This window comes from Coleofasciculus sp. A1-SPW-01, from assembly GCF_040217205.1.
Classification (GTDB): domain Bacteria; phylum Cyanobacteriota; class Cyanobacteriia; order Cyanobacteriales; family Coleofasciculaceae; genus Coleofasciculus; species Coleofasciculus chthonoplastes_A.
In genome coordinates this window covers 17,533-43,183 of record NZ_JAVJNP010000181.1, presented here as the reverse complement: position 1 = coordinate 43,183, position 25,651 = coordinate 17,533, and the positions used below count along the sequence as shown (strand labels likewise).

The following is a 25,651-nucleotide window of genomic DNA, read 5'->3' as shown; positions in this document are numbered from 1 at the left end:
ACCCAAAAAGGTTTGTAACTATGACGAAACGAACGATTGCAACTCTAGACGGAAACGAAGCGGTAGCTCGCGTTGCCTACCCACTCAATGAAGTAATCGCCATTTATCCGATCACCCCCGCTTCTCCCATGGGAGAATGGGCAGATGCCTGGTCTTCAGAAGGTCGCAAGAACCTCTGGGGTACTGTTCCCTCAATCATTGAAATGCAGAGTGAAGCCGGGGCGGCAGGTACAGTCCATGGCGCGTTGCAGGCAGGGTCATTAACCAGTACATTCACCGCCTCTCAAGGCTTGCTGTTAATGCTGCCCAACCTCTACAAAATCGCCGGGGAAATGACCTCAGCCGTGATCCATGTCGCCGCGCGATCGCTAGCCGCCCAAGCCCTGTCCATTTTTGGGGATCACCAAGACGTGATGGCGTGCCGTGCTACAGGCTTTGGTCTGTTGGCGTCGGGATCAGTCCAAGAGGCACATGACTTAGCGTTAATTACCCACGCCGCTAGCCTAGAATCCCGCATTCCTTTTATCCATTTCTTTGACGGCTTCCGCACTTCCCACGAAGTTCAGAAAATTGAACTCCTGGCAGACGAAGATCTGCGGGCGATGATTAATGATGAACGGGTGATGGAACACCGGGCGCGGGGTCTAACCCCGGATCGCCCCGTCTTGCGCGGCACTGCCCAAAACCCAGATGTCTATTTCCAAGCGCGGGAAACCGTTAATCCTTACTACAACGCCTGCCCAGAAATTGTCCAGAACACCATGGACAAATTTGCCGAACTCACTGGGCGCAAGTATGAACTGTTCCAATATTACGGTGCCCCTGATGCCGAACGAGTAATTATCCTCATGGGTTCTGGCACAGAAACCGTCCATGAAACCGTGGATTACCTGAACAAACAGGGTGAAAAAGTAGGGATGATCAAAGTGCGGCTGTATCGCCCCTTTGACATGAAACAGTTGGTCAAGGCATTACCGGCTACCACCAAGAGTATCGCTGCCTTAGACCGAACCAAAGAACCGGGTGCTGGTGGTGAACCCCTGTATCTGGATATCGTGACAGCCGTTGAGGAAGCTTGGGAAGCGGATAGTCCCAAACCCAAGGTTGTCGGTGGACGCTATGGCTTATCCTCCAAGGAATTTAGCCCCGCGATGGTTAAGGGGATTTTCGATAACCTGGCGGCTAACCAACCGAAGAACCATTTTACTATTGGCATCAACGATGACTTGACCAATACCAGCCTCTCCTATGATCCCAACTTCTCCACAGAACCCGAAACTGTGGTACGCTGTGTGTTCTATGGCTTAGGGTCAGATGGTACCGTGGGCGCGAATAAGAACTCGATCAAGATTATTGGTGAAGAAACCGAGAACTACGCCCAAGGCTACTTCGTGTACGACTCCAAGAAATCCGGTGCCGTTACCGTTTCTCACCTGCGCTTCGGACCCGAAAAGATTCGCTCAACCTACCTGATTAGCCAAGCGAACTTTGTCGCCTGTCACCAGTGGCTATTCCTGGAAAAATTGAACGTTCTGAGTTCAGCTGCTCCTGGTGCAACCTTCCTGCTGAATTGTCCCTTCAGTAAAGATGAAGTGTGGAGTAAACTACCCCGCCCAATCCAAGAGGAAATTGTCAACAAGCAGTTGAAGTTCTATGTCATTGACGCTAACCAAGTGGCAGTTAGCAGTGGCATGGGACGGCGGATTAACACCGTGATGCAAGTCTGCTTCTTTGAACTGGCGAATGTCTTACCCAAAGCAGAAGCGATCGCGAAAATTAAGCAGTACATCGAAAAGACTTACGGCAAGAAGGGTGCAGAAGTTGTCCGCATGAATATTGAGGCGGTGGACAACGCCTTGGCGCATCTGTCTGAAGTGCAAGTACCTGACACAATAGACAGCACTGTGGATATGCGTCCCCCAGTTCCCGACACCGCCCCAGCCTTTGTCCGGGATGTGTTGGGTCAAATGATGGCGCGGGATGGCGATAACCTGCCCGTGAGTGCCATGCCCGTGGATGGTACCTTCCCCACTGGCACGACGAAATGGGAAAAACGCAATGTAGCATTAGAAGTTCCCGTTTGGGACCCCGATGTCTGCGTCCAATGTGGGAAATGTGTCATGGTTTGTCCCCATGCGGTGATCCGAGGTAAATCTTACGACTCACAGGTGTTAGAAAATGCCCCAGATTCTTTTAAGTCCACGGATACACGGGATAAAGAGTATGGGGGACAGAAATTTACGATTCAGGTGGCGGTAGAAGACTGCACCGGTTGCGGAATCTGTGTCGATGTTTGTCCGGCGAAGAATAAGTCTCAGCCTAAGCTGAAGGCGATTAACATGGAATCCCAGTTACCGTTGCGGGAACAGGAACAGACAAATTGGGACTTCTTCTTAGATATTCCTAATCCCGATCGCCGTTCCTTAAATTTAGACCGGATTCGTCAGCAGCAATGGCAAGAACCCCTATTTGAGTTCTCCGGCGCTTGTGCGGGTTGTGGGGAAACGCCCTATCTGAAACTGGCGACTCAACTATTTGGCGATCGCATGGTGGTGGCAAATGCCACAGGCTGTTCCTCGATTTACGGCGGAAACCTACCAACTACGCCTTGGTCACAGAATGCTGAAGGGCGTGGACCGGCTTGGTCAAATAGCTTGTTTGAAGATAACGCCGAATTTGGCATCGGCTTCCGGGTGTCCATTGACAAACACACCCAATTTGCCGCTGAGTTAGTCCAACGTTTAGCGGGTGAGATTGGCGATAACTTAGTCGGTGGGATTCTCAACGCGGAACAGAAATCCGAAGCTGATATTTGGGAACAACGGGAACGGGTGGCGCAACTCAAGCAGAAACTGCAAGGGATGAACTCTCCCGAAGCCAAGCAGTTGTTAAGTTTAGCCGATTACCTGGTTAAGAAGAGTGTCTGGATTATTGGCGGTGACGGCTGGGCGTATGATATTGGTTACGGTGGTTTAGACCATGTGATGGCAAGTGGTCGTAATGTGAATATCCTGGTGTTGGATACTGAGGTGTATTCCAACACGGGTGGTCAAGCGTCCAAAGCTACCCCACGGGGGGCGGTGGCGAAATTCGCAGCAGCGGGTAAACCGTCAGCGAAGAAAGACCTAGGTTTGATTGCGATGACCTACGGGAATGTCTATGTTGCTAGTGTGGCAATGGGGGCGCGGGATGAACATACCTTGAAGGCGTTCTTAGAAGCGGAGGCGTATGATGGTCCATCCCTAATCTTGGCGTATTCGCACTGTATTGCCCACGGGATTAATATGACCACATCGATGTCGCATCACAAGGCGTTGGTTGAGTCCGGGCGTTGGTTGCTGTATCGCTTCAATCCCGATTTAGTCAAAGAAGCGAAGAATCCCCTGCAACTGGATATGCGGAGTCCGAAATTCCCGGTGGAACAATCCATGTATCAAGAAAACCGCTTCAAGATGCTGACCAAGAGTAAGCCAGAAGATGCTAAACGTCTTTTAGGAGAAGCGCAGCAGGATGTGCAGACTCGGTGGCATATGTACCAATATCTGGCAGCCCGTCAGTTGGACACCCAAAACGGTCATGGAAATGGTCAGACAACCCAAACTGGTGAGGAAGTTAAGGAACCGACGAATACCTAAATAACAGTGTAGAGACGTAGCATGCTACGTCTCTACAATCCCCTATCTCCACAGGATTACCCATAAATAATTGAGAGGTTTAAACGGATGGATCTGACAACAACATATCTAGGGTTAGAATTGCGATCGCCCCTCGTGGTTGGTGCAGCTGCGCCCCTGACCGAAGATATTGACAATATCAAGCGCATGGAGGATGCAGGCGCGGCGGCGGTGGTGCTGCATTCCTTATTTGAAGAACAACTGCGCCAAGAAAAGTTGGAATTACACCATCACTTAGAGTATGGTACAGAAAGTTTTGCTGAAGCCCTGACCTATTTCCCGGAAGCGGAAGTCTTTCATGTGGGTTCAGAGCAATATTTAGAGCATATCCGCAAGGCAAAAGAGACGGTGAATATGCCGATCATTGCCAGTCTCAATGGTGCTACCGTGGGCGGCTGGACGCACTACGCCAAGGAAATTGAGCAGGCGGGGGCGAATGCGCTGGAGTTGAATATCTACAGCATCCCCACGGATATGGATCAGACGGGGGCGGAAATTGAGCAGAATTATCTTGATATTCTGCAAGCGGTGAAATCTGAGGTGAGTATTCCGGTTGCGATTAAACTCAGTCCCTTCTTCAGCAATATGGCAAATATGGCGAAGCGGTTAACTGAGGCGGGTGCGGATGGTTTGGTCTTTTTCAACCGATTTTACCAGCCAGATATTGATATTGAGGAATTGGAAGTTTCACCCAATATCTTGCTGAGTACACCGCAAGCGATGCGCCTACCCATGCGCTGGATTGCGATTTTGTATGGTCGTCTGTCGGTGGACTTTGCCGCTACCAGTGGGGTACATAAAGGGCAGGATGTGATCAAAATGATGATGGCAGGTGCGAAAGTGACGGAAATCGTCAGTGTACTGCTGCGTCATGGGATTGGCAATCTGCAAGAGATTGAGCAAGAGGTACGCCACTGGATGGAAGAACATGAATATGAGTCGATCAAGCAGATGCAGGGTAGCATGAGTCAGATTAACTGTCCTGATGAAAGTAGCTTTGAACGGGCGCAGTACATGAAAGCAATTCAGACATACAAGCCTCAATTGGTCGGGTTTGCACCGTAGGGTGAACGCCAATTCATTAATTAGATCCCCGATTTCTGGAATAAGTTGGGGATCTGATAAGGACAAATCATTCAGGAAACCGGAGGGGCGCAAAGATTTGCGCCCGATTTACAGCAGTTTGCTCTGCTATGCGGTACATTGTCGATCCCCCTAAATCCCCCTTAAAAAGCTACGCATTACTCACATCTTTCTTAACAATTCAGAAGGCTGGACATATATAGGTTTCAATTGAATGACGTTACATTTATTAATATGCTCATCGGTAGTCCTTGGTCTATCGTCAACGTCGGAATACGGCAGGCTGACAACAGGGTGTGGTACAGTAGCAGCCATCGCCAGCATCAATGGGACTTCAGTAACTTGGCTTAACCGATGTATAGCAGGTCGCTCTGGTCTATTTACAACTCCCGTACCTGAAGCTGAGTCCCGATGAGAGGTTCGTACAAACAAAGTGTAAATAGACGAGCGCGAAGCGCTATAACTTGTTCCCAGGAGAGTTTTGAGCGGTTGGTTAAAGGCAGCGCGATCGCAACAAATCTAGTTGAGCTATGGCACTCTCCCCCAACCCCTGTTTTGGGTAGTTGGAGTCAAATAGCGCGATCGCACGGAGCGTAGTGCCTCAGACAATCGCACAAAACGTTAACAATGTGAATTCTAGGAGATAATTCAAATGAGCGATTGGGCAGCCGCAGAATTGCAATACGCCGACTTGGGGGATGTGCGCCGCAACAAAAGGCTGATACGTTTAGTGAGTGACTTGGCAGCCCAGCCTTGCGCCAGCATACCCCAGGCATCAGGAGACTGGGCAGCAACCCAAGCCGCCTATGATTTTTGGAGTTCTCCTCATGTCAAAGCCTCCTCGATTGTTCAAGCCCACCAAACCAGTACTCTCAATAGAATCCAAGCCGAAGCGGTCGTTATTGCGATTCAAGATACGACTGAACTCAATTTCACCCATCATCCCAGCAAGAAAGGTATGGGTTATCTAGACAATAGTAAATCATCGGGTTTAAAAGTGCATTCGGTCTTTTGTAGTAGCGCTTCCGGAATACCGTTAGGAGTCTTACATCAACAAGTCTGGACAAGAGACCCAGCCTTTTTGGGTAAGAAACATCAACGACACAAAAAAGACATCCAAGATAAAGAATCTTATCGCTGGTTAACGGCACTGGATGTGACTCAAACCCTAATTCCACCAGAGACAACAGTGGTAACAGTCGCTGACCGAGAAGCTGATATCTATGACTTGTTTGTATTACCCCGCCGCCCAAACAGTGAATTTATCATTCGGGCTAACCACAATCGTTGTGTCAAGTCCACACAGCCCGAACCACAAGTGCAGCGCTTGCAGCAAGCCATTGAGAAAGTTCCACCAATGGGTCAGCTCACCTTAGAATTGAGACGACATCCAGAGCGTCAACCCCGAATCGCCACTCTCACACTGCGGACTACCACCGTAGAATTACAACCCCCCAATACTCATCCACAACGTCAACACCTTCAACCTGTCTGTATACAAGTTATTCAAGCACTTGAAGTAGACCCACCTCCTGGTGTGGAACCCGTTAATTGGTTACTTCTAACCACCTTAACCATCAATTGCTTTGAGGATTTGGTGCAATGTTTACGTTGGTACTCTTATCGTTGGTTGATTGAACGTTATCATTATGTTCTCAAGAGCGGTTGTCGCATAGAACAACTGCAATTGGAAAGTGCCGATCGCATTCATCGAGCTTTGGCTACCTACACTATCGTCGCTTGGCGCTTATTATGGATCACCTATCTAGCCCGTTACCATCCTGATCTGCCTGCCGACACTATTTTAGAAGCATATCAGTGGCAGAGTCTCTATTGCACGATTCATCATCACTCTAACCCCCCTGACTCCCCTCCCAATTTAAGAGATGCCGTGCGTTGGATCGCCCAACTCGGCGGGTTCTTAGCCCGTTCTCATGATGGCGAACCGGGGGTTAAAACTATTTGGCAAGGTCTGCGACGACTCCATGACATTGCCCAGAAAGAGGCTTTTACTTTCCCCCAAAACTACTGCTAAAGTCAAGGGAATTCATGTTAAGAAAGATGTGAGTAATGCATAGCTTAAAAAGGGGGACTTTGATCTACTTACTGTACTTCATGACAGCGCGAAGCGCTGTAAACTTGGATTATTTAGGGCTTAATGCACAACCCGGAAACCCTGATCCATCAATACTTTGAGGCGTATGGACAGTGGATAAAGTGCCAGGAAATGGGGTAGCATCTTCATAAGTATGGCATCACCTTGCTCAGGGAAAATGTACCCTTGCTCCCCCAGCTCCCCCAGCTTCCCCAGCTTCCCCTGCTCCCCCTCACCTCACCACTTATTCAGCAAGCCCTATTTACCGTCAGTTATCCGATCAAGGGTTAGTTTTTCGGTGTCGTTCAAGGATTCTTCTGATTTTTTAGCTTTTTCGGCTTTTTTAGCCATCGAGTCTAATTTACGGCTTGCCTTTTTCCGTCCATGTTCAATCGCCTGCTTTCTTTTCTCGGTTTTGCCAATCAATTCCTTGGTTGTCTCTAACCCCTCAAATGCCTTTTCTGATGCCTTTTTCGCTTGTTCACTCCCTTTGTCTAAATCTACAGATTTCTCAGATTGAGGATGGGCTGGGGTTAATTGTGCTGTAGGCGTTAGAGGGGTGGCTAAGGCGTCGCTATTATTGTCTGCGATCGCGAAACCAAAAATCAAGAAAATTGGAATTAAAAACAAGGCTAGGATTTGACGCAGTTTGCTGAGGTGTAATTTAATTTTTAATAGCGGCATAGATAGTCTGTGAAGTACCCCTACAATTTTCTTCATACTAAAGACAGAAAAACGGCAGTTTTGACCCTTTGATGCGCTGAAGGGAACCTGGTTTGTAGGGATAGGTTGAGGGTATTGCATTTCGCCATTGATGATAACGTTATCTCAAACCCACTCTCATCTCCCCCCAGCTTCCCGATCATCATCCTGTGAAACCTCAGCCCTTATCTCGTCCCCCAATTCTCAACCCACCAACGGCTTGGGGATTAGTATTTATCGGCGCGATCGCACTTTCTCTCTATCAGACGGGTATCTGGAGACAGGATATCTTGAATCCAGGTGGATTTTCCTTATTGGGGCGATTTCTCCAAGCTAGTCTACAACCGGAGTTAAGCCTTGAGTTTCTCCAATTAACCTTAGAGGCGACACTGACTACGTTAGCCTATGCCGTCTGTGGTACGTTTCTCAGTGTGGTGCTGGGAATCATTGGCGGGATATTTACCTCTGAGGTGTGGTGGTTAGCGGTTTCTCCGGGTGCAATCGAGAGACACCCCTCTAAGATTTGGGTGAGTTTGCGGGGATTGTTGGCGGTTCCCAGGGCGATTCACGAAATGCTGTGGGGACTGTTTTTTGTGAATATTTGGGGACTTGATCCCTTAGTCGCCATTTTAGCGATCGCGCTTCCCTTTGGGGCAGTAGTAGCAAAGGTTTTTGCCGAAATTCTGGATGAGACGCCCCGTCAACCGCTAATTACGCTGCTGAATAGTGGGGTTGCACCGTTAACCGTATTTCTGTATACGCTGATTCCCCAAGCCTTTTTAAACCTTCTCTCCTATACCTTTTATCGCTTTGAATGTTCGATTCGTTCGGCGGCGGTGTTGGGAATTATCGGGGCTGGGGGATTGGGATATGAGATTTTCCTAAGTTTGCAGTCGCTGCGTTATCAACAGTTGTGGACGTTTTTCTATGCCCTATTTATCTTAAACGGGATAGTTGATTTGAGTAGCGCTTGGTTACGCGATCGCTTAGGCTGTAGCAGTCGCCTGGATTTAAATGCTGATCACGGTTCTACGTCTCAAAGGGGATTCTATCCGCGTGATCCGTTGATTACTCTGGCGGGTATCGGGGGGGTGCTACTCATCCCCTTTTGCTTTTGGTATGTCCATCCTGACTTTACCCAACTTTGGTCACCCCGCACGGGGAAATTATTGGTGGATGCGATAACTGTATCCTTTCCACCGGATATCAGTTGGGAACAATTGCCAGAATTAGTCCGATTATCAACTCAAACCCTATCCATGTCCATTCTCGCGATCGCACTGGCGGGTATGGGTGGCATTTTACTCTCGTTTCCGGCGACTCGTAATTTTTTCCTCCCTGGAGGATTACTCAATCCGAGTCGTCAAGAAAGAGGGCGAGACGAGAAGATTTGGGTGTGGATTACCTTTTTACTCACACGGGCGATTTTACTGGTGTGTCGGGCAATTCCTGCACCAATTTGGGCGTTAGTGGCGCTGTTTATCTTATTTCCAGGTATTTTACCGGGTGCGATCGCGTTGGGATTGCACAATTTGGGGATTTTAGGGCGGCTGATGGCAGAAGTGACAGAAAATCTCCCCCAACCTCCATTACAAGCCTTAAAAGCTCAGGGAACCCCCGCTGCATTGGTGTTTTTATATGGGGTGCTACCGATGACATTACCCCGTTTTCTGGCTTATATTCTGTACCGTTGGGAAGTCTGTATGCGAGAAACTGTCATTGTGGGATTAGTGGGGGCGGGTGGGTTAGGGCGGTTATTGAGTGAACAATTGAGTAGTTTTGACGCGCCCGGTATTGTTACCACTATCGCCTGTTTAATTATGCTGACAATTCTCGTGGATTGGGTGAGTGGAATCAGTCGGCGTGCATGGCGTTGAATCCAATAGGCAGGAGGCACGGCAACGCTGTATCCCTACGGAACCTGTCCTCGAACCCGCTACTGACTTCAGCTTATCTGTCTATTTTATAGCAGTACCAAGGCAGGGAGAGGATATTCTTTACTGTTCTGTTCCCCGTTCCCTGTTCCCTAATCTCAACCGTTAATTTTAATTGTGTCCACCTACTTAGTGCTGTACTTGTTGACTATCGTGGTTTTTTGTATATACAATGTACACACATACCTAAAACTCTAAAGTAGAGAGTAACTATGGCGTTTCTTGATAAAACCAATAAAGACAAGCGCTCCCTTGTCGTCAATATGAGAGTTGAACCCAATCAGCTTGATCTCATAGACACAGCGGCATCTGTTTGTGGCAAGACTCGGAGTGCTTTTATGTTAGACGCAGCCTATCGAGCAGCAGAAGAGGCATTGCTAGATTGGAGATTGTTCCGCCTTAATGATGACCAGTGGAAGGCTTTTAATCAAGCTCTTGATATGCCCCCAGAGAAAAATGAAAAGTTACATCAATTGCTTCAGGTAAAATCTCCTTGGGAATAATTATTATTCTGTGGTAATTACCTCATGAAGTATACCCCACCGGAACATATTCAACCAACCCATGATATAGAGTCATTTGATTGTGGAGAGATAAGCTTAAATCAATGGTTAAAAACACGCGCTCTTAACAATGAAACGCTTGGTTCATCACGCACTTATGTAGTCTGTTGGGAAAACAAAGTAGTAGGATACTACTGTTTAGCGAATGGTCAGGTTTCCCATATTGAATCTCCAGGCAAAATCAAAAGAAATATGCCCGATCCAATCCCAGTCGTAGTAATGGGTAGACTGGCTGTTGATATTCATCATCAAGGAAAGGGAATTGGTATGGGAATGATCAAAGATGCCGTAAAGCGTACTCTACAAGCATCAGAAATACTAGGGATTAGAGCGATTCTAATTCATGCCCTTAACGAGAATGTGAAAGATTTTTACGTGGAACGTTGCGGCTTTATGCCTTCTCCAATTCATCCTTTAACGGTCATGGTAAAACTTTCTGACATACAAAAGAATCTTATTTGAATGAATAAATACACGCTGGGGAAACGTCTGTACCTCACTTACGTTAGAAACTAGATAAATAACTTCCTTCCTGCCTTGAAGCCTGCTGTTATATTAACGCGATCGCACGATTGGTATAGTCGGGGAGTTCAGGCGTTTTTCCATCCTGATCCGGAACCGCTTCGACAAACACATCCTTATAGTTCATCTGAACATCACCAAAAATAGTGGCAAAGGCGACATCAGCCGCATCGCGCCCGATACCAATGCGAATTAACCCATTACAGGGGGCGAGTCGGGTAGGGTCAAATAAATACCAGCGATCGCCTAAATACGCCTCAAAATAGGCATGAAAATCTTGCGGTTCTAAATTATAGGCATATCCCGTCACAAATCGAGCCGGAATATTCAACGCCCGACAAAACGCAATCCCCAAATGGGCAAAATCTCGACAAACCCCTGCTCGTTCTGTCGCGGTATCATAAGCCGAGGTATGTTGATTCGTGCTACCTGATAAATAGGTGACGTTATCGTAAATCCAATTACAGATAGCCGTAACTCTGGAATAGTCAGGAATCAAATTACCAAACTCATTCTGTGCCAGACGCATTAACCGATCTGACTCACAGTAACGTGATGGATAGAGGTAATGTAACGTTTCTAACGGTAACTTATCCGGAGGATTTTCCGAAATCGAACTGGGGTCTTCATCCCGATAAAATAAATCCACAGTGGCTTGATAGGACACCTGTAAGTCACCTTGGGGTACATAGACTCGTAGATATCGGTTTTCCATCCGAGGAGAAACATACTCCTCATAATCCATGGATGGTTCAATTTGCAACTTTTCTTGCAGAATTCTTTGATGCTTTTTCTCAACAACACTGAGATTAAAAATAAAAGTGCTACTTGCCGCAACACTATAGTTTAATTGACAGCCCAGCTTGAATTTCATGATTTATCTAAATAAGGATTATTTTAAGGCTTTCTCTAAATAATTTGCCATTATTTGGCATTTATTTATATTAATTGTTGTCCACGTACATTTTTAGAATTAACAATCTAGGTTCTAATAATCGTAAGCCATAGAGGTTTTATTGAAAAAATGACAGACAAATGACAATCACTAACGTCTTAAGAAGCTTGATGAGTTGGCTGTTGTGCGGCTGAACCCGAACAGCGAAATTGAGGCGTCTCAGCTAGTACAGCGATGATTCCCTCCCTTTTAGTTTCTAGAGTGGTATCACTAAGCAAATCAACCACCTTTACTCCCAAAATTTCCTGGATTCGCTCTCTCAATTGAGGCTTGATGGCAGCATCTAAATCTGAGCGCACCTTCTCAGTTAGGTCTTTCTCTCCCTGGTTAGCAAGTAACTGCTCCGGCTGAGTTACAGCATCTTCCAGAATCAGCGTAACTCTATCACCTTGAAGACTGGCTATTATTTTGCCAGGTTGATGCCCAAGTTGCTCACGGTAGACTGATTGTACTCCTTGAGAGAGGCGGCGTTCCAACTGCCCCCGGGTCGGACGAGCTTTTTTTGACATAGACATAATAACAGAGGTAACGCAGAGGACGATAGTAATAGATTGTCTCAAATGGATGCTTGGAAACTTAGCGTACCATAAAATTTGACACCTGAAGCAGCAGGTAAGCATTGGTGTCAACTGAGTTGAAAGCAAATTTTTCCCACACCCCGCCCCCTCAGCTATCACAGTAACAGTTGTTACAAAATCTTGACATTAGCTTTGTTAACCTGAGTAACAATGCCGAAAAAGGAAACAAAATGCCGTGGGAGCATCGGTTTGTATTCAGATTATCGAGGGGAATCCCCATTTGCGATCGCTGCTAGGTTGGCACTTGCAGCAGGCAGGCTATTGGGTTTATCAATCTGCCACCCTCTATCAAGCCAGAGAGACATTCTATAATCGCCAACCCACTCTCGTCATTCTCGACTCTGACTTACCCGATGGTGACGGGGTAGAGTTTTGTCGCTGGATTCATCAGCAGCGACATTCGTTAATTTTAATGCTGTCTGCCCGTAATCATGAAGTTGATATCGTCCAAGGGTTAAAAGCTGGTGCCGATGATTATCTAACCAAACCCTTTGGGATGCAGGAATTTCTGGCAAGAGTTGAGGCGCTGATTCGACGTATCCGGATGACGGCTGTACCAATGACGCTGGAATATGGTGATCTCAAAATTGATTTAGTTCAGCGCCGGGTGTGTTACAAAGGGGAGTTTGTTGATTTAACGCCTCAGGAATTTAGTTTGCTCTACGTTCTTACTCAAGCAGAAGGATTACCATTAAGTCGTTCGGAATTACTCCGTCGGGCGTGGCCCGATGCTATTGATAATCCCCGTACTATTGATACCCATGTCCTCTCACTACGCAAAAAAATTGAAACTGATCCCCGACAACCAAGTTTAATTCAAACGGTGCGGAATGTGGGTTATCGGTTTAATCCAGAAATGCTCGAACGCAGCCAATCAACTGAAGGAGAAGCAGATCATAATTATCCAACGTCTCGACCAGATGTTGCACCCGTAGCTGCGAGTACCGCTGGGCGACAATAGTGTTCTTGGTGTAGGGGTACAGGGAGATAAGGGAGTTCGGTCAAAATTGAGTAAGGGCGAGTTTTGTACAAACGTTACCATCAATCGCGATAAGAAAGTCCCTAAACCCGCCCCTACAAACCAGGTTCCCTCGAAGGTTGGCTTAAAACTCTTCCACTCCCCACTCTTGTGCTGCTTGCGCTTCGGCTTGAACTAGGGATTCTCGTAACAGGTTCCAGTCCAAATTAGTCGCTGATGTATCTTGCATGAGTTGACCTGTCTGGAGATACAATATCCGATTACAGAAGAGTTGAGCCATGTCTAACTGATGATTGACCATTAAAACAGTGATCTGATCCTGATTCGCCATGTCAGCTAAGACACCCAAAAAATGAGAAGCTGTACCCACATCAAGGGCGGATGTCGGTTCATCTAATAGGATAATTTTGGGTTGACAAATTAAAGCCCGTGCGATCGCAACCAGTTGTCGTTGTCCGACGGAAAGTTGTAATTCCGTGCGTTCTAGCCAATCTTCTGGGATGTGCAGCCTTTTCCGATAGGTTTGAATCCGTTGGGCGATCGCGGATTTTTCCAGTTGCTGTAACACCAATGGGTAAGCTAGCGCCTCCCGTACCGTCATTCCTAATAGCTTCGGTTCTTGGCAAACCAGCATAATTTGCCGTCGTAACTGTAGCACAGGAATCGTCTGAATATCTTGATTCTCCAGATAAATCGTACCGCTGGTGGGATCATTCAATCGGTTCAACAGCCGCAGCAGTGAACTTTTCCCCGCACCAGCCGGACCAATTAAGGTTATGCGATCGCCTCTAGCTACGTCAAAGGAAATATCGCTGAGAATCGTGGTTCCTGGAATCGCGCCTTTGGCTGATGTAACCAAACTCACTTGTTTGAGTTGGAGTTGAGCCAGCGTCGGCGATAATGAATCATCAGATACCGTGAGCGAGTTCATGGTTGGCTATTGTTCTCCTGATTCATCTATTTCTCTTATTTCTCGGATTTCTTTAACGTTTCCCAGTTTTACCGTCGTTTCCGCCCGGGCAATCACATCTTTGGCTAACCGTTCACTAAATCCCACGGTAAACGAGATCGCACAATAAAATAATTCCTCTTTTCTACCAGTAGCCTCTGTTGGGTTCGTATCCAGGGGAATCAGTCCAGAACTAATCAGGGCGTACATGAAAATACCAAATGATGCCCCAATAATTGGCTTAAACGCCCCGATCAAAAAGGGGATGACTGGATCGAGGATTTCTCGAAACTCTACATCAAACTCCTTCAGTCGAATTAAAATACTGACTACACTTCCCAACGCTCCCGATGCGCCCACCACAAACACTTGGAAAATAATTTGAGAATCTTCTGGCGATAAAGAAATCGTTTCCAAACCAAAGGGCAAAGTGATAGTTAATTGTTTAGCCGATTGATTTTGTTCCTCCATTAATTGAAGTTGTTGCTTGACCTGATTATCGAGGGATGTCAACGTTGATTCAATCTCGCGGATTCTTTCTTCCATCGGAATTGGACGGCTGTCCGCACCTAATGAACTTAACGTTCTTTGTGGTGTCTCCATACCTGCTAAACTTTGTTTTATTTCTTCACGTTCATTGCTGATTTTCTCCAACGATTCACTAACTTGAGATAGTTCGGATGTTTGAGTTCCATAATTCAAAAAATAAACTGAAGAAATTAGTGCAATAATGCCGGCAAACGAAAAAGGAAAGCCTAGTCCGATAATAACTTTGGTCGGCACTGAATCCAAATAGTAAATATCGATAAAACTATTAAGAATTGAGCGTCTAAGGATTAGGAAAAATGGTTCGTGTCGGCGGAGCGATCGCAACAGCCTAATGCGGGTCTGTTTGACCAGAGAAATACCCGCTTTGCCGTCCACAACCGATTTAACCGCTGGAATTAAAACTTCAAGGATACTGGTAAGTTCTAGAACTCTGGGTTCATGTCCTCGGTCAACTTGCTTCTTTTTTATACTTAGTATTTCAATCCGTTGAATAAAAACTAAAATATTAGAAATCTCATCAAGAATATTTTGGCGAGATTTTGACGATTCATCAATACTGTTCTGTTTATTGATTAATGCATTAACTAACTCCATGAATTCTTGCTTTTTTATAGCAAAATTATGCATATAGTCTTGAGTTGAATTCATTTTATATTAGAGTAAAAAACTGATGGATTAGCATTTCCAGTTAGTAAGCTGTTCGGCATTTAAACCTTAATATCAATAATGGCGCAATCCTTGCCGTAGTGCGAGCATCTTGCTCGCTACATCAAGCATCTTGCTCGCTACATCAAGCATCTTGCTCGCTACATCAAGCATCTTGCTCGCTACATCAAGCATCTTGCTCGCTACATCAAGCATCTTGCTCGCTACTAATACCCCATTTAAATGCATGACAGCTTACCGACATCATCCGTGGTTAAATATTTACAATTATAAACATTTTTCAAGCGATCAAACCTTGGCTAAAAACCGTCCAAATTGTCCAACCATCGACAAGTAATAGCAATAGCGTCAATCCTAACAAAATTAGATACATCCAAGGTTGTGCCAAGGGACGGATATCAGTGGTATCGATACCTGTATACGTTTCCACCAACTTAACTAACCGAGCAAAACCCACCACACGCATAGGTAGTAAATACGCCTGCTCCGATGACTGGCTTACAAAATAGTAAACCAATCCCCCTTGTCCCGTCGTCCGCATTTTTAAATCTTTAACATCCGCCCAAGGTAACTCCCAACCCTTACGGAAAAAACGAGGAACCCATTTCGGATAAGTCACCTGAATTTTCTCATCATCCACAATAACTCGTTCACTCAACGCCCCATACAGCGCTAATAACCCCAAGCTAATTCCTCCCCACAGTAATACTGGCGGTATGGGAGCATCAGACACTTGGGCTAAAAAGGGTAGAGGTACAGTTAGCGCCACGTATAGACTCAAAAGAGTAATCCGAATTAAGGGAGAAAGGTGAAACGTCGAAGGGTTAGACTGAACGTCTTGTTCTGATGTTGATAGAGTTTCAATGTTTGATGACATAAGTAGTCGCACAAAATTAAAGTTAACGGTTGAGATTAGGGAACAGGGAACAGTAAAGAGTTGAGGCTTGTTAATATTTCTTAGTACAGCGGACAGAATTTATGTCCAGGTACTTAGATTGAAACGTGCCTAATTGTTGCCTTTTGCTCAACGCGACGCCCTCATAAAGCGGCGGCTGATGATCTGATGCTACCAGCTATTTTGGCAGTAAGGACACATTAGGTGACTATACTTTGGTAAATTTTGGGAACTCCATGTCAGTGAAGGGTTAGGTACTACCCTATTTCCTGCACCTCCCACCCTCCTCGAACAACTTGGGTAATCTAGAGGATGATTTCGTCTCGCCTCACGCAGAGACCTAAAAACAAAAAAATGACACGATGTCAAGCTAGAATTGATCTGAGATTTCCCCTTCACGGAGTAATCATTAATGGTAAGGTTAACGGAACACTGTCACATTGTCAGAAATGACGAAATACTCAATAGCGAACCCATTATCAAAGGCACCCGCACACCAGTCAGGGCAATAGTAGAAATGTGGCGTATCGGAGTTTCGCCGGAGGAAATTCCTCAGCGGTTAACCCATCTTGGTCTATCACAGGTATTTGATGCACTCAGCTATTATCTGGATCATCAGGCAGAAATCAATGAATACATAGAACGCAACCGTATTCCAGACGAACTTATTGATCCACGAGTTCGTAACGTATGACTGATATTTTTATTCATGTTTATTTGGACGAAGATGTTGATAAGGTTTACATATTTGATGACATCAGTTTAAATTTGTCTTTCTTTCCAAAATTCACAAGTAAAGGGGTGAGGGCGCAAGCCTTGCGCCCCTACAGTGTTTTTTAACTCCATGTAGTACATCCCATCTTTCCCAATAAGGCTCGGATCAGTTCTAAGTTAATTTTTTCTTCCCCAGCTTCCCCAGCTCCCCCATCTTCCCTATCTCCCTTCCGATGTCCAAACAACATCCTCCCCTTGTCCCCAAAAACCATCATATTTCGTCACCCGCACGTCACCCAAAACCTTCGTCTGACAAGCTAAGCGACGATTAGCTGTGGGAGAATGGGGCGGAAGAGAACGTCTTGCTTTATCCTTCCAGTTTGCTTCTGAAACCTCCCCTTCTACCTCAACCGCACAAGTGCCACAACTACCAATCCCCATACAGTTGATAATTTTGGCATTGCCGTTGTAAAGCGCGACACCATGCTCCAGCAAAACTTTGCGTAAATTACTGCCTGGGTCACATGAAAACGTTTTCCCTTGAGCTGTTACTTTAGGCATTGATGATTTATATCGTAGTGACTACACCCTTACTTTTTCTAGTTTACATTTCTTGACAATTTACACAACTATCCTTACTTATGACTGCACAAACACCCAACCCTATCTGGATTTACGACACAACGCTGCGGGACGGTTCCCAGCGTGAAGGTCTTTCCTTGTCCATCGAAGACAAACTCCGCATCGCCCGACAACTCGACCAATTAGGGATTCCCTTCATCGAAGGCGGTTGGCCCGGTGCTAATCCCAAAGACGTGCAATTTTTCTGGCGACTCAAAGAAGAACCCTTAACCCAAGCCGAAATCGTCGCCTTTTGCTCAACGCGACGCCCTCATAAAACTGCTGCTGAAGATCCGATGCTACAAGCGATTTTGGCAGCAGGGACACATTGGGTAACTATCTTTGGTAAGTCTTGGGATCTCCATGTCACGGAAGGGTTAGGTACTACCCTTGACGAAAATCTGGAAATGATTCGAGACACCATAGAATACCTTCGTAGTCAAGGGCGGCGAGTTATCTATGATGCCGAACATTGGTTTGATGGGTACAAAAATAACCCAGATTACGCCCTGAAAACCCTGAAAACTGCTATGGATGCGGGGGCTGAATGGTTAGTCTTTTGCGACACCAATGGCGGAACTCTACCCCATGAAATTGGTCAAATCGTCCGAGATGTGATTGAACGTTTAGAACTCAACCCTGAAAACCAAGGCAGGGCGGGTTTTGAACCAACTTTATCACCAACAACAGAACCAGATGGACTCAACCCGCCCCTACAGACGCGCCATGGCGCGTCTCTACATTCGCCTCGATTGGGCATTCATACCCACAATGACTCCGATACCGCTGTGGCGAATGCGTTGATGAGTGTGGTGGAAGGTATCTGTATGGTTCAGGGAACGATGAACGGCTATGGTGAACGCTGTGGTAATGCGAATCTGTGTTCCTTGATTCCTAACTTACAGCTCAAGCTAGGGTATCACTGTATGCAAGAGGAACAATTAGCCACACTGACTCAAGTCAGTCGTTCCATTAGTGAAATCGTTAATTTAGCGCCTGATGATCATGCAGCATTTGTAGGTCGGTCAGCATTTGCCCACAAAGGCGGGATTCACGTTTCCGCCGTTGAACGCAATCCACTCACCTACGAACATATTCCGCCCCAACAGGTGGGTAATCAGCGAAGGATTGTGATTTCTGACCAATCTGGACTCAGTAACGTTTTGGCAAAAGCCAAGAGTTTTGGACATGAACTCCACAAACAAGACGCCGCCTGTCGCCAAATCTTAGGACGCCTGAAAGAGTTGGAAAATGAGGGCTATCAATTTGAAGCCGCCGAAGCCAGTTTTGATTTACTAATGCGAGACGCCCTGGGGCAGAAGCAGCAGCATTTTGAACTGAAAGGGTTTCAGGTTCACAGTGACATGCTTCAAGGTATCGACACGCCTTACAGTAATGCGATGGCGACGATTAAGGTTACGGTTAATGGTGAGGATATTTTAGAAGTGGCTGAAGGTAATGGACCCGTGTCAGCACTGGATGCCGCGTTACGGAAAGCCCTGGTGCGATTTTATCCAGAGATAGGAACCTTTTACCTGACCGACTACAAAGTGCGGATTCTGGATGGTGCGGCTGGCACATCAGCAAAAACTCGTGTGCTGGTGGAATCGAGTAATGGCAAGCAGCGCTGGACAACAGTGGGTGTTTCTGCCAATATCTTAGAAGCGTCTTATCAGGCGGTGGTTGAGGGGATTGAATATGGTCTGTTGTTACAGTCTGCTGTGAAGACAGCGGTTGAACAGAACGTGTGAACTAGAGGAGAATCTAAGCCAACTGACTTAGATTCTCTTAACCCATAAAGAAATCCTAACCTTTATAGCGACAGCTATAATTTTTTCTTCCCCAGCTCCCAGACGTGCCATGGCACGTCTCTACATGCTCCCCCTTCCCTTAACGGCAGCCATTCCAGGGGCAATGGTAGTGATTTCCGTACATTTTTCTAAAAAGGGTTGCGTAAATGTCCTCGGATGGGTTATAAGGGTAGGGTAATGCTTCCTTGCCGAGAGCCAACTCTACGAACCGGCAAAAATAAATAACAGGAAGCGTTTTTTTGATCCAAGCATTTGCAAAAGTTATTTCGAGAAAATTGAGAGTATGACTCAGCAAGTTACTCACCCCATGGTGAAGATGCAGCGTCAGGTGCGTTCACTCGTGGACTCCAAGATAATCAAACCCAGCGACAGTATATGGAAAATCGCCCTGCTATATGGCGACGACTGGTCGTTCTGGAAAAAGGAACTCATCGAATTTGGCTTCACCATGCAAGATCCAATTGGTGATTTACTCGCCGTGGAAGCATGGGATGAAGAATAGATGTCCTGACGTTTTTGAACCGTTAATAGCGAAGCGATCGCGCCAGCAGAAGCTCTAGCGACAAGCGTCTAAGGCGTTTGCAAGCTCCTTCGCCGTTTGGTAGCGATCGCACACTTTGAGTTGGCATACCCGGTCGATTACTTCCCGTAACGCGGGAGTAATCGTGGGGGCTTTGGACAAGTCAAATCCATAGCCTAAACTACGGCGGCGATAAAATTTAAGGGGAGTCATCCCAGTTAACAGAAAAATCAGGGTCGGACCAATGGCATAGAGATCGGATTGAGTGACTGGAGTCCCTCGGTCTTGTTCGGGGGCACTATATCCTTCAGCACCAATTCGAGTTCCTGGCATTGTCCCGATCTCCTTCACTGCGCCAAAGTCAAGGACAACAATGGTATTGTCTCGATGACGTACTATCAGATTCGCGGGTTTAATATCCCGATGGATTAAGGGCGGATCGCTGGAATGGATGTAATCAAGAACATCACAGGTTTGAATCATCCACTCAATGGCTTGATTTGGGGTAACGGGTCCAGCCATCAAAATCCGTTGCTCCAAATCTTGTCCGTGGATGAGCGCCATTGCCAAATATTTTTTACCCCCTTCGACAAAAAAGTCATAATACTGAGGAATTCCGTGATGATGCAGGGCTTGTAAGGCACGCGCCTCTCGCTCAAACAGTTCTTGGGCTTTAGCAATTTGTGCCACATCCGCATTCATTTCTTTGAGGACGAGTAACGTGGGGCGTCCCTCGATTTTGCCTGTATTATCCCAGGCGAGATAGGTTGTCCCCATTCCTCCCTGTCCCAGAGTTCGCAGGACTTGATAGTGGCGGATAACTCGTTGTACAGGGACTAAAGGTTGACCACAGTGAATACAAAATAAATTACCGGGAGGATTGCCCAGGTGAGTGCAAGACGGTTTAGATTTAGGCGTTGGCGAGACTAAGCCAGAATTTGGCACAGAAACCGGGTTCAGTTCAAATTTGAGCATCGGTCCTTCTCGAGCCAGCCGAATCAAGCCCTGATTCGGGAGTATCTCTCGTGATACCAGCACTCCATTCAGAAACGTGCCGTTGGTTCCCTGATTAACCAACTGCCACTTATGTCCAGATTGGACGACGGTGACTCTCAATTCGAGGTGATACCGAGATACTAACGGATTGTTTAGAATCACGTCATTATCTGGCGATCGACCAATACGAATTGTAGACTGGTTGTGGAATTTCCACTGTTGTAATGGAGTGGATGCCTGCGGATGTAGAAGGGTCAGCGTGACCATAGTCCTCAGTTTTTTGTCCTTAACTCACAGGGCTTGTTTCAATGTCTTGGCGGGAGTCCCTTGAGCCAAACTCTGGCTCTTGAAGCCCGGTTTGGTATCCGTGGTTTATTAGTTAGACGGATTACTGGTACTCGTGGCATAAAAAATAATCTAGTCCTTAATTAAAGTTAGTCGCTCCCGTCCTTTTTCGGGATTAGGATTCCTCTGAGTCCTTGATGAACCTACCGATATATAAAACTAATACAATTCCCCCATAGCCGGACATTGAGGTTTACTTACAGCTTCGACTAGGGCTGTTGGTAGCCTCCCAATACTGCTCGCATAAGCTCTAATTTAATTTTTTCTCCCAGACGTTCCACCGGAACGCCTCTACATGCACCCCTGCTCCCCCTGCTCCCCCTGCTCCCCCTGCTCCCCCTATCCCTTGCAGTATTGTCTCAATTCCTTGTTGGTTCATGCATTCGTAGGTAGGAAATTTAACACTTGCTCTAAACGTAGACCTCATGAGTCTTAGGCTGGTCATGTAGGCTTGCAAAAAATATTCGAGCGTGGCAAGAATAAAGTCTTACAAGCCCCCGCATTTATGCGTCGGGTTCATGACCAACTCCGTTGCTGAAAATTAGGTCGCACTTTTACTCGGATGAGTATCGCTGTGATATTGTCGTGACCATTCTGCTCATTGGCTAGGTCAACTAACTGTAGGATACCCTGCTCAAGATTAGCGCGAGAACTGAGCAAAGGAGCCAGGTGGGTCTGCCAGTTATTCTCGATAAGTTCATTATCGGACAACCCATCGGAACACAGAATGAATAAGGTATCCTCATTCAGTTCCAAAAAATTGATGTCAGGAGTAACAAACTGGTCACTGCGTGGTCCTAAAGCTTGAGTGAGTTGATAAGCATCCGGGCGAGAATAGGCGATCGCTTCTTCCACGCCGCGTTTCATTTCCCGTTGACCGACTTCATGGTCTACGGTGAGTTGCTCTAAACCACCTTTGCGGGTTAACCGATAGAGACGACTATCGCCAACATGGGCGATCGCGACGTTGGTATTTTGAATCAACATCATTGCCAAGGTTGTCCCCATGCGACCACTGCCTGATCGGGCATTTTGTTGGTTGACATCATAAATGTCCTGGTTAGTTAGGCGCACCGCTTCATGAATTGTCTCTTCGGTCGGTAACTCATCCTGCCAATGGTCTTGAAAATACGCCTCCAGCTTCTCCACCGCCATAGAACTCGCCACTTCTCCGGCAGCATGTCCACCCATTCCATCACAGAGAATATAAAGACCGCGAGCGTCTAAGGTTCGACCTATGGGGGTTTCGTGCTTTTTCACCTGTGCCTGAATACCAAAGCAGTCTTCATTGTGATCCCGTTGACGACCAATATCCGTGCAGCCAACATCGTCAAGGCTGAGTAATTGCATGGGTAGAACAACCGTAGGACCACCATCGTCGTAGCTACCCACGTCTGCTGTGGGCATTTCCAGAAAACTCATCGCCTCTTCAGACAAGGGTTCAGCCATATCTAAGGTAACTGCCGTTGCCTGTTCTTCTTGTGCTTCTTCTTCAGCGTGAGCGATCGCTTCTAACTCGGATCGCAATTGGTCAATTGTGGTAATTTCCTCGGTACACATCTGCCGAAATACCGTCCCCAATGAGGTCAATTGAGTCCGTTGCGACTGGTTAAATAACAGCCGCCACATCTGCCCTAAATCCTCTAACAGAGGTGGTTCATCTTCAGGATCATGATAGAGGCGCTCTAGCCCCAACACCTGGTCTTCATCGACTCGTAAATTGGTAATTTCTAATAGACTTTGGCAACAATTCCAAGGTTCAAGTGCCTGCCAAAGTCTTGCCATTTCATCGAGCCAATACAATAGCTCTAAGGTCGATAACGCTTCACTCCCCCACAAGTCACTGAGAAGCTGCCAGCTTGAGCGATCTTCGAGCAACATCACTGATTGATTATCCTGCTGCCACGCATCATGAACCTCTGGCACAGTCGGATAATGGTTTTGTTTCAACGCCAAATAGGGTTGAGCGATCGCCGGAATTCCCAGGATGGGCGAGGATTGGGACGGGGATTTCTCTGATTGTTGCTCCAGTAGGGCTTCCAGAAGTGACTTCTGAAAGGGCTGACAGTCCAACACTTTGACAAACGTTTCCGATCCGGCGGGGGCATCCGCTAAGATGTCGGGATTTAGGGGTTCGATGAGTCGGTAACGTTGTTGAGCATCCAGATAGGCGATCGAGTGAACATTGTAAGCAGAACTTGCCTCAGACGTCGTTTCTGGCTGATCTGTTTCCTGAGAAAAAGCCTCAGAATCGGTTTTGGCATCATCGGGAATTTCGGCAGACGTTACTTCACTTTCCTTCGTTTGTGTCCCCTGGGCTGATGACTCTAGATCCGCAGGGCTAGCGATTGACTCAGAATTAGTTGAGGCACCTTCTGGATCAGGGGTTGAGGTTACGCCATACTCTGGCTCTTTGGCAATCATTGCCCACCAAACCGTTCCCGTAAACGCACCGCAATTATGGCAGGTTTCAGCATTAACGGGAACTTGGGTATCGCATTCAGGACACAGTTTATGGATCAAGGAAGTTCCACATCGCTGACAAAACTTGTGAGTATTCGGGTTTTCAAAATGACACTGGGGACAAATTAACATAACGGAACTTCCTCAATTCCTATCGGGTTTCTAAGGCTGGGATTATAAGCTAGCTGCCATCTAGTTTGCCACGCCAGAATCAAAGGTTGCAGCTTTTAAGGGAGTTGTGATCGAGTGCAAAGGCACAGGAGAGCCGTATTGACAAGGGAGTTACCTTAAAACTCAACCAGGGCGGGTTTAGTGTAGAGACGCGCCATGGCGCGTCTGTATAAGGGATGTCTCCCAAACGTTATCGGTAAAACCCGCTCCTCCTTCTGGCATCCTCCTTCTGGCATCATGTCTGGGACACTCAAAACTTCACCAGTTTCTGGAGAGAGACAAGTTCCGGGGGCGTTAGATCACGCCACTGACCCGGTTGCAACCCATCCAGACGCAGATGAGCGATCGCGACCCGTATTAATCGTAAGGTGGGAAATCCCACGACTGCTGTCATGCGCCGTACTTGACGGTTACGCCCTTCGGTCAAGGTGATTTCTAACCAGCAAGTCGGTACAGTTTTGCGAAAGCGAATCGGGGGATCGCGGGGGGGTAGATCGGGTTCTTGTGATAATCGCTGCACTTGAGCTTTTCTGGTCTGATAATCTTTAATCACTACACCCTGGCGCAATTGATTCAAGGCAGCTTCATCGGGGATACGTTCCACTTGCACCCAATAGGTACGGGGATGTCGAAAGCGCGGATTAGAGAGACGGTGCTGCAAGCGTCCATGATTGGTCAACAAGAGCAATCCCTCGCTGTCTCGGTCAAGGCGTCCGACGGGGTAAACCTCCGACACCGGAATATAGTCTTTGAGCGTTCGACGGGGACTGTCCTCCCTATCCGTAAACTGACTTAAGACATCGTAGGGTTTGTAGAACAAGAGGTATCGATACACATTTTCAATCTTAACCGTTGTCAGTTAGAACCTTCATCTGGGGACGGGGGTAAATAATCATTGAACCGTTGCTGGTCATAGAAGTAAAGCGTGCGAATAGGATAGGGAATATTAATGTCGGCGTGATCAAAGGCTTTTTTAATCGCCATAATCGATCGAGTTTGCACCTGACGGACTCGTTGCTGCTGGGGTAACGTCCAATAGCGGACAACGAAATCAATGGAACTGTCCCCAAAGCTGACTAAATCGATTTCTGGTGAGGGCTGGGACAAGACACCCTCCACCTGAGTAATGGTTTGCTTGAGCAGTTCAGCCGCTTCAGACAAGGGGGTATTATAGTCAACTCCAACCCCTAGATCCGTTCGCCGTTGTCCGTAGGCGGTTCTGACTTGCACCGCACTGGTAAATACCGTTGCATTCGGCATGAGAATTCGTTCACCTTGATAAGTACGAATTTGGGTGGTACGGATGTCAATACGCTCCACCGTTCCTTCATAATCACCAATAATCACCTGATCATTGAGGCGAAACGGTTCTTGTACCAGTAGTAGCACTCCAGCTAAGAAGTTTTTGAAGATATCTTGAAAGGCAAAACCAACAGCGACTGATCCTAACCCCAGCGCCGCGATAATGTCACCTAGCCGTAAGCCAGGGAAGGCAATAACACTAGCGGCTAAAATGCCAAGAACCCACGTTGTCACATAACTGACTTTCGCCAGCAGCAGTTGCAGCGATGAGTTGCGGATTGTACGCTCTCCTATTTTAGCGGTGACTTGCTGGGCAGCTTCGGCGGCGTAGCGAGTCAACAGGAGAATGATCACTCCGCCGATAAGCCCCGGTAAAACCTCAATAGCAGAGCCAAGGAGATTGAGCAAGCTGGATTGGATTTGTTGAATAAGACGGTTCACAGGTCGATTATGGACATATTTCTCTTGTTAACCTAGCAGCTACAGAGCATCGGGTTTATGCCAATGGCAAAATTTTGCTAAAATTTTGCTAAAATTCCGCTAAAATGCTGAGATAATCAGGTT

Annotated in this window: 21 protein-coding genes; 10 read left to right on the top strand and 11 right to left on the bottom strand. The window is 46.8% G+C overall.

Going from position 1 to position 25,651, the window contains the following annotated elements; genetic code table 11:
• Nucleotides 1-20: 20 nt before the first annotated feature.
• The 3 genes from nifJ to RH949_RS26755 all read left to right on the top strand — a co-directional run bounded on the left by nifJ (nt 21) and on the right by RH949_RS26755 (nt 6,792).
• Complete coding sequence (nifJ, locus tag RH949_RS26765; protein ID WP_446357417.1) at nt 21-3,635, top strand: pyruvate:ferredoxin (flavodoxin) oxidoreductase; 3,615 nt, start codon at nt 21-23, stop codon at nt 3,633-3,635.
• Between the two features lie 87 nt (nt 3,636-3,722).
• Nucleotides 3,723-4,739 (top strand): dihydroorotate dehydrogenase-like protein, encoded by a 1,017-nt coding sequence (locus tag RH949_RS26760; RefSeq protein WP_006100999.1) that lies wholly within the window; start codon nt 3,723-3,725, stop codon nt 4,737-4,739.
• 670 nt (nt 4,740-5,409) lie between these two features.
• Nucleotides 5,410-6,792, top strand: a complete 1,383-nt coding sequence (locus tag RH949_RS26755; RefSeq protein WP_446357415.1) for an IS4 family transposase — start codon at nt 5,410-5,412, stop codon at nt 6,790-6,792.
• A gap of 318 nt (nt 6,793-7,110) precedes the next feature.
• On the opposite strand, the gene RH949_RS26750 is transcribed toward RH949_RS26755, so the two are convergent.
• Nucleotides 7,111-7,536: a hypothetical protein gene (locus RH949_RS26750; protein WP_446357413.1), complete on the bottom strand. Its 426-nt coding sequence runs from the start codon at nt 7,534-7,536 to the stop codon at nt 7,111-7,113.
• 188 nt (nt 7,537-7,724) lie between these two features.
• Between RH949_RS26750 and RH949_RS26745 the strand changes: the two genes are divergently transcribed.
• From RH949_RS26745 to RH949_RS26735, 3 genes are all read left to right on the top strand, one after another.
• Nucleotides 7,725-9,431 (top strand): PhnE/PtxC family ABC transporter permease, encoded by a 1,707-nt coding sequence (locus RH949_RS26745; RefSeq protein ID WP_446357411.1) that lies wholly within the window; start codon nt 7,725-7,727, stop codon nt 9,429-9,431.
• Between the two features lie 269 nt (nt 9,432-9,700).
• The gene (locus tag RH949_RS26740; RefSeq protein WP_006100934.1) at nt 9,701-9,991 is read left to right on the top strand and encodes a type II toxin-antitoxin system TacA family antitoxin; all 291 of its coding nucleotides are present in this window, start codon (nt 9,701-9,703) and stop codon (nt 9,989-9,991) included.
• Nucleotides 9,992-10,015: 24 nt separating this feature from the next.
• A complete protein-coding gene (locus tag RH949_RS26735; protein ID WP_044206975.1) occupies nt 10,016-10,513 on the top strand; it encodes a GNAT family N-acetyltransferase in 498 nt (165 codons plus the stop codon).
• Nucleotides 10,514-10,601: 88 nt separating this feature from the next.
• On the opposite strand, the gene RH949_RS26730 is transcribed toward RH949_RS26735, so the two are convergent.
• Nucleotides 10,602-11,447, bottom strand: a complete 846-nt coding sequence (locus tag RH949_RS26730) for a transglutaminase-like domain-containing protein (RefSeq protein ID WP_006100962.1) — start codon at nt 11,445-11,447, stop codon at nt 10,602-10,604.
• A 179-nt stretch (nt 11,448-11,626) separates the two neighbouring features.
• Nucleotides 11,627-12,037: a DUF2294 domain-containing protein gene (locus tag RH949_RS26725; RefSeq protein ID WP_044206979.1), complete on the bottom strand. Its 411-nt coding sequence runs from the start codon at nt 12,035-12,037 to the stop codon at nt 11,627-11,629.
• 244 nt (nt 12,038-12,281) lie between these two features.
• Between RH949_RS26725 and RH949_RS26720 the strand changes: the two genes are divergently transcribed.
• Nucleotides 12,282-13,067, top strand: coding sequence for a response regulator transcription factor (locus RH949_RS26720; protein WP_006100870.1), 786 nt, complete (start codon nt 12,282-12,284; stop codon nt 13,065-13,067).
• Nucleotides 13,068-13,209: 142 nt separating this feature from the next.
• Here RH949_RS26720 and RH949_RS26715 read toward each other — a convergent pair whose 3' ends face one another.
• The 3 genes from RH949_RS26715 to RH949_RS26705 form a co-directional block, all read right to left on the bottom strand.
• Nucleotides 13,210-14,016 (bottom strand): ABC transporter ATP-binding protein, encoded by an 807-nt coding sequence (locus RH949_RS26715; protein WP_446357407.1) that lies wholly within the window; start codon nt 14,014-14,016, stop codon nt 13,210-13,212.
• Nucleotides 14,017-14,022: 6 nt separating this feature from the next.
• Entirely contained in the window at nt 14,023-15,231 is a 1,209-nt protein-coding gene (locus RH949_RS26710) for a hypothetical protein (RefSeq protein ID WP_446357405.1), read from the bottom strand.
• Nucleotides 15,232-15,529: 298 nt separating this feature from the next.
• Nucleotides 15,530-16,126: a hypothetical protein gene (locus RH949_RS26705; RefSeq protein ID WP_446357403.1), complete on the bottom strand. Its 597-nt coding sequence runs from the start codon at nt 16,124-16,126 to the stop codon at nt 15,530-15,532.
• 430 nt (nt 16,127-16,556) lie between these two features.
• On the opposite strand from RH949_RS26705, the gene RH949_RS26700 reads away from it, so the two are divergent.
• Nucleotides 16,557-16,838: a DUF433 domain-containing protein gene (locus RH949_RS26700; protein WP_044206983.1), complete on the top strand. Its 282-nt coding sequence runs from the start codon at nt 16,557-16,559 to the stop codon at nt 16,836-16,838.
• Nucleotides 16,839-17,077: 239 nt separating this feature from the next.
• Here the strand turns inward: RH949_RS26700 and RH949_RS26695 are convergent, their stop codons facing one another.
• Nucleotides 17,078-17,419 carry a 2Fe-2S iron-sulfur cluster-binding protein gene (locus RH949_RS26695; protein WP_044206986.1) on the bottom strand — a complete coding sequence of 114 codons (342 nt, stop codon included), beginning with the start codon at nt 17,417-17,419 and terminating at the stop codon, nt 17,078-17,080.
• A gap of 80 nt (nt 17,420-17,499) precedes the next feature.
• On the opposite strand from RH949_RS26695, the gene cimA reads away from it, so the two are divergent.
• Together cimA and RH949_RS26685 are read left to right on the top strand one after the other, a co-directional pair.
• A complete protein-coding gene (gene cimA, locus RH949_RS26690) occupies nt 17,500-19,230 on the top strand; it encodes a citramalate synthase (RefSeq protein ID WP_446357400.1) in 1,731 nt (576 codons plus the stop codon).
• Between the two features lie 343 nt (nt 19,231-19,573).
• On the top strand, nt 19,574-19,792 hold the full coding sequence (locus RH949_RS26685; RefSeq protein WP_006100780.1) for a DUF4327 family protein: 219 nt from the start codon (nt 19,574-19,576) through the stop codon (nt 19,790-19,792).
• Nucleotides 19,793-19,846: 54 nt separating this feature from the next.
• Here the strand turns inward: RH949_RS26685 and RH949_RS26680 are convergent, their stop codons facing one another.
• The 4 genes from RH949_RS26680 to RH949_RS26665 form a co-directional block, all read right to left on the bottom strand.
• Nucleotides 19,847-21,073, bottom strand: a complete 1,227-nt coding sequence (locus RH949_RS26680; protein WP_006100756.1) for a protein kinase domain-containing protein — start codon at nt 21,071-21,073, stop codon at nt 19,847-19,849.
• A gap of 594 nt (nt 21,074-21,667) precedes the next feature.
• Entirely contained in the window at nt 21,668-23,746 is a 2,079-nt protein-coding gene (locus tag RH949_RS26675) for a serine/threonine phosphatase (RefSeq protein WP_446357397.1), read from the bottom strand.
• 289 nt (nt 23,747-24,035) lie between these two features.
• Nucleotides 24,036-24,629: a pseudouridine synthase gene (locus RH949_RS26670; protein WP_044206989.1), complete on the bottom strand. Its 594-nt coding sequence runs from the start codon at nt 24,627-24,629 to the stop codon at nt 24,036-24,038.
• Between the two features lie 11 nt (nt 24,630-24,640).
• Nucleotides 24,641-25,528 (bottom strand): mechanosensitive ion channel family protein, encoded by an 888-nt coding sequence (locus RH949_RS26665; protein WP_006100936.1) that lies wholly within the window; start codon nt 25,526-25,528, stop codon nt 24,641-24,643.
• Nucleotides 25,529-25,651 lie beyond the last annotated feature (123 nt).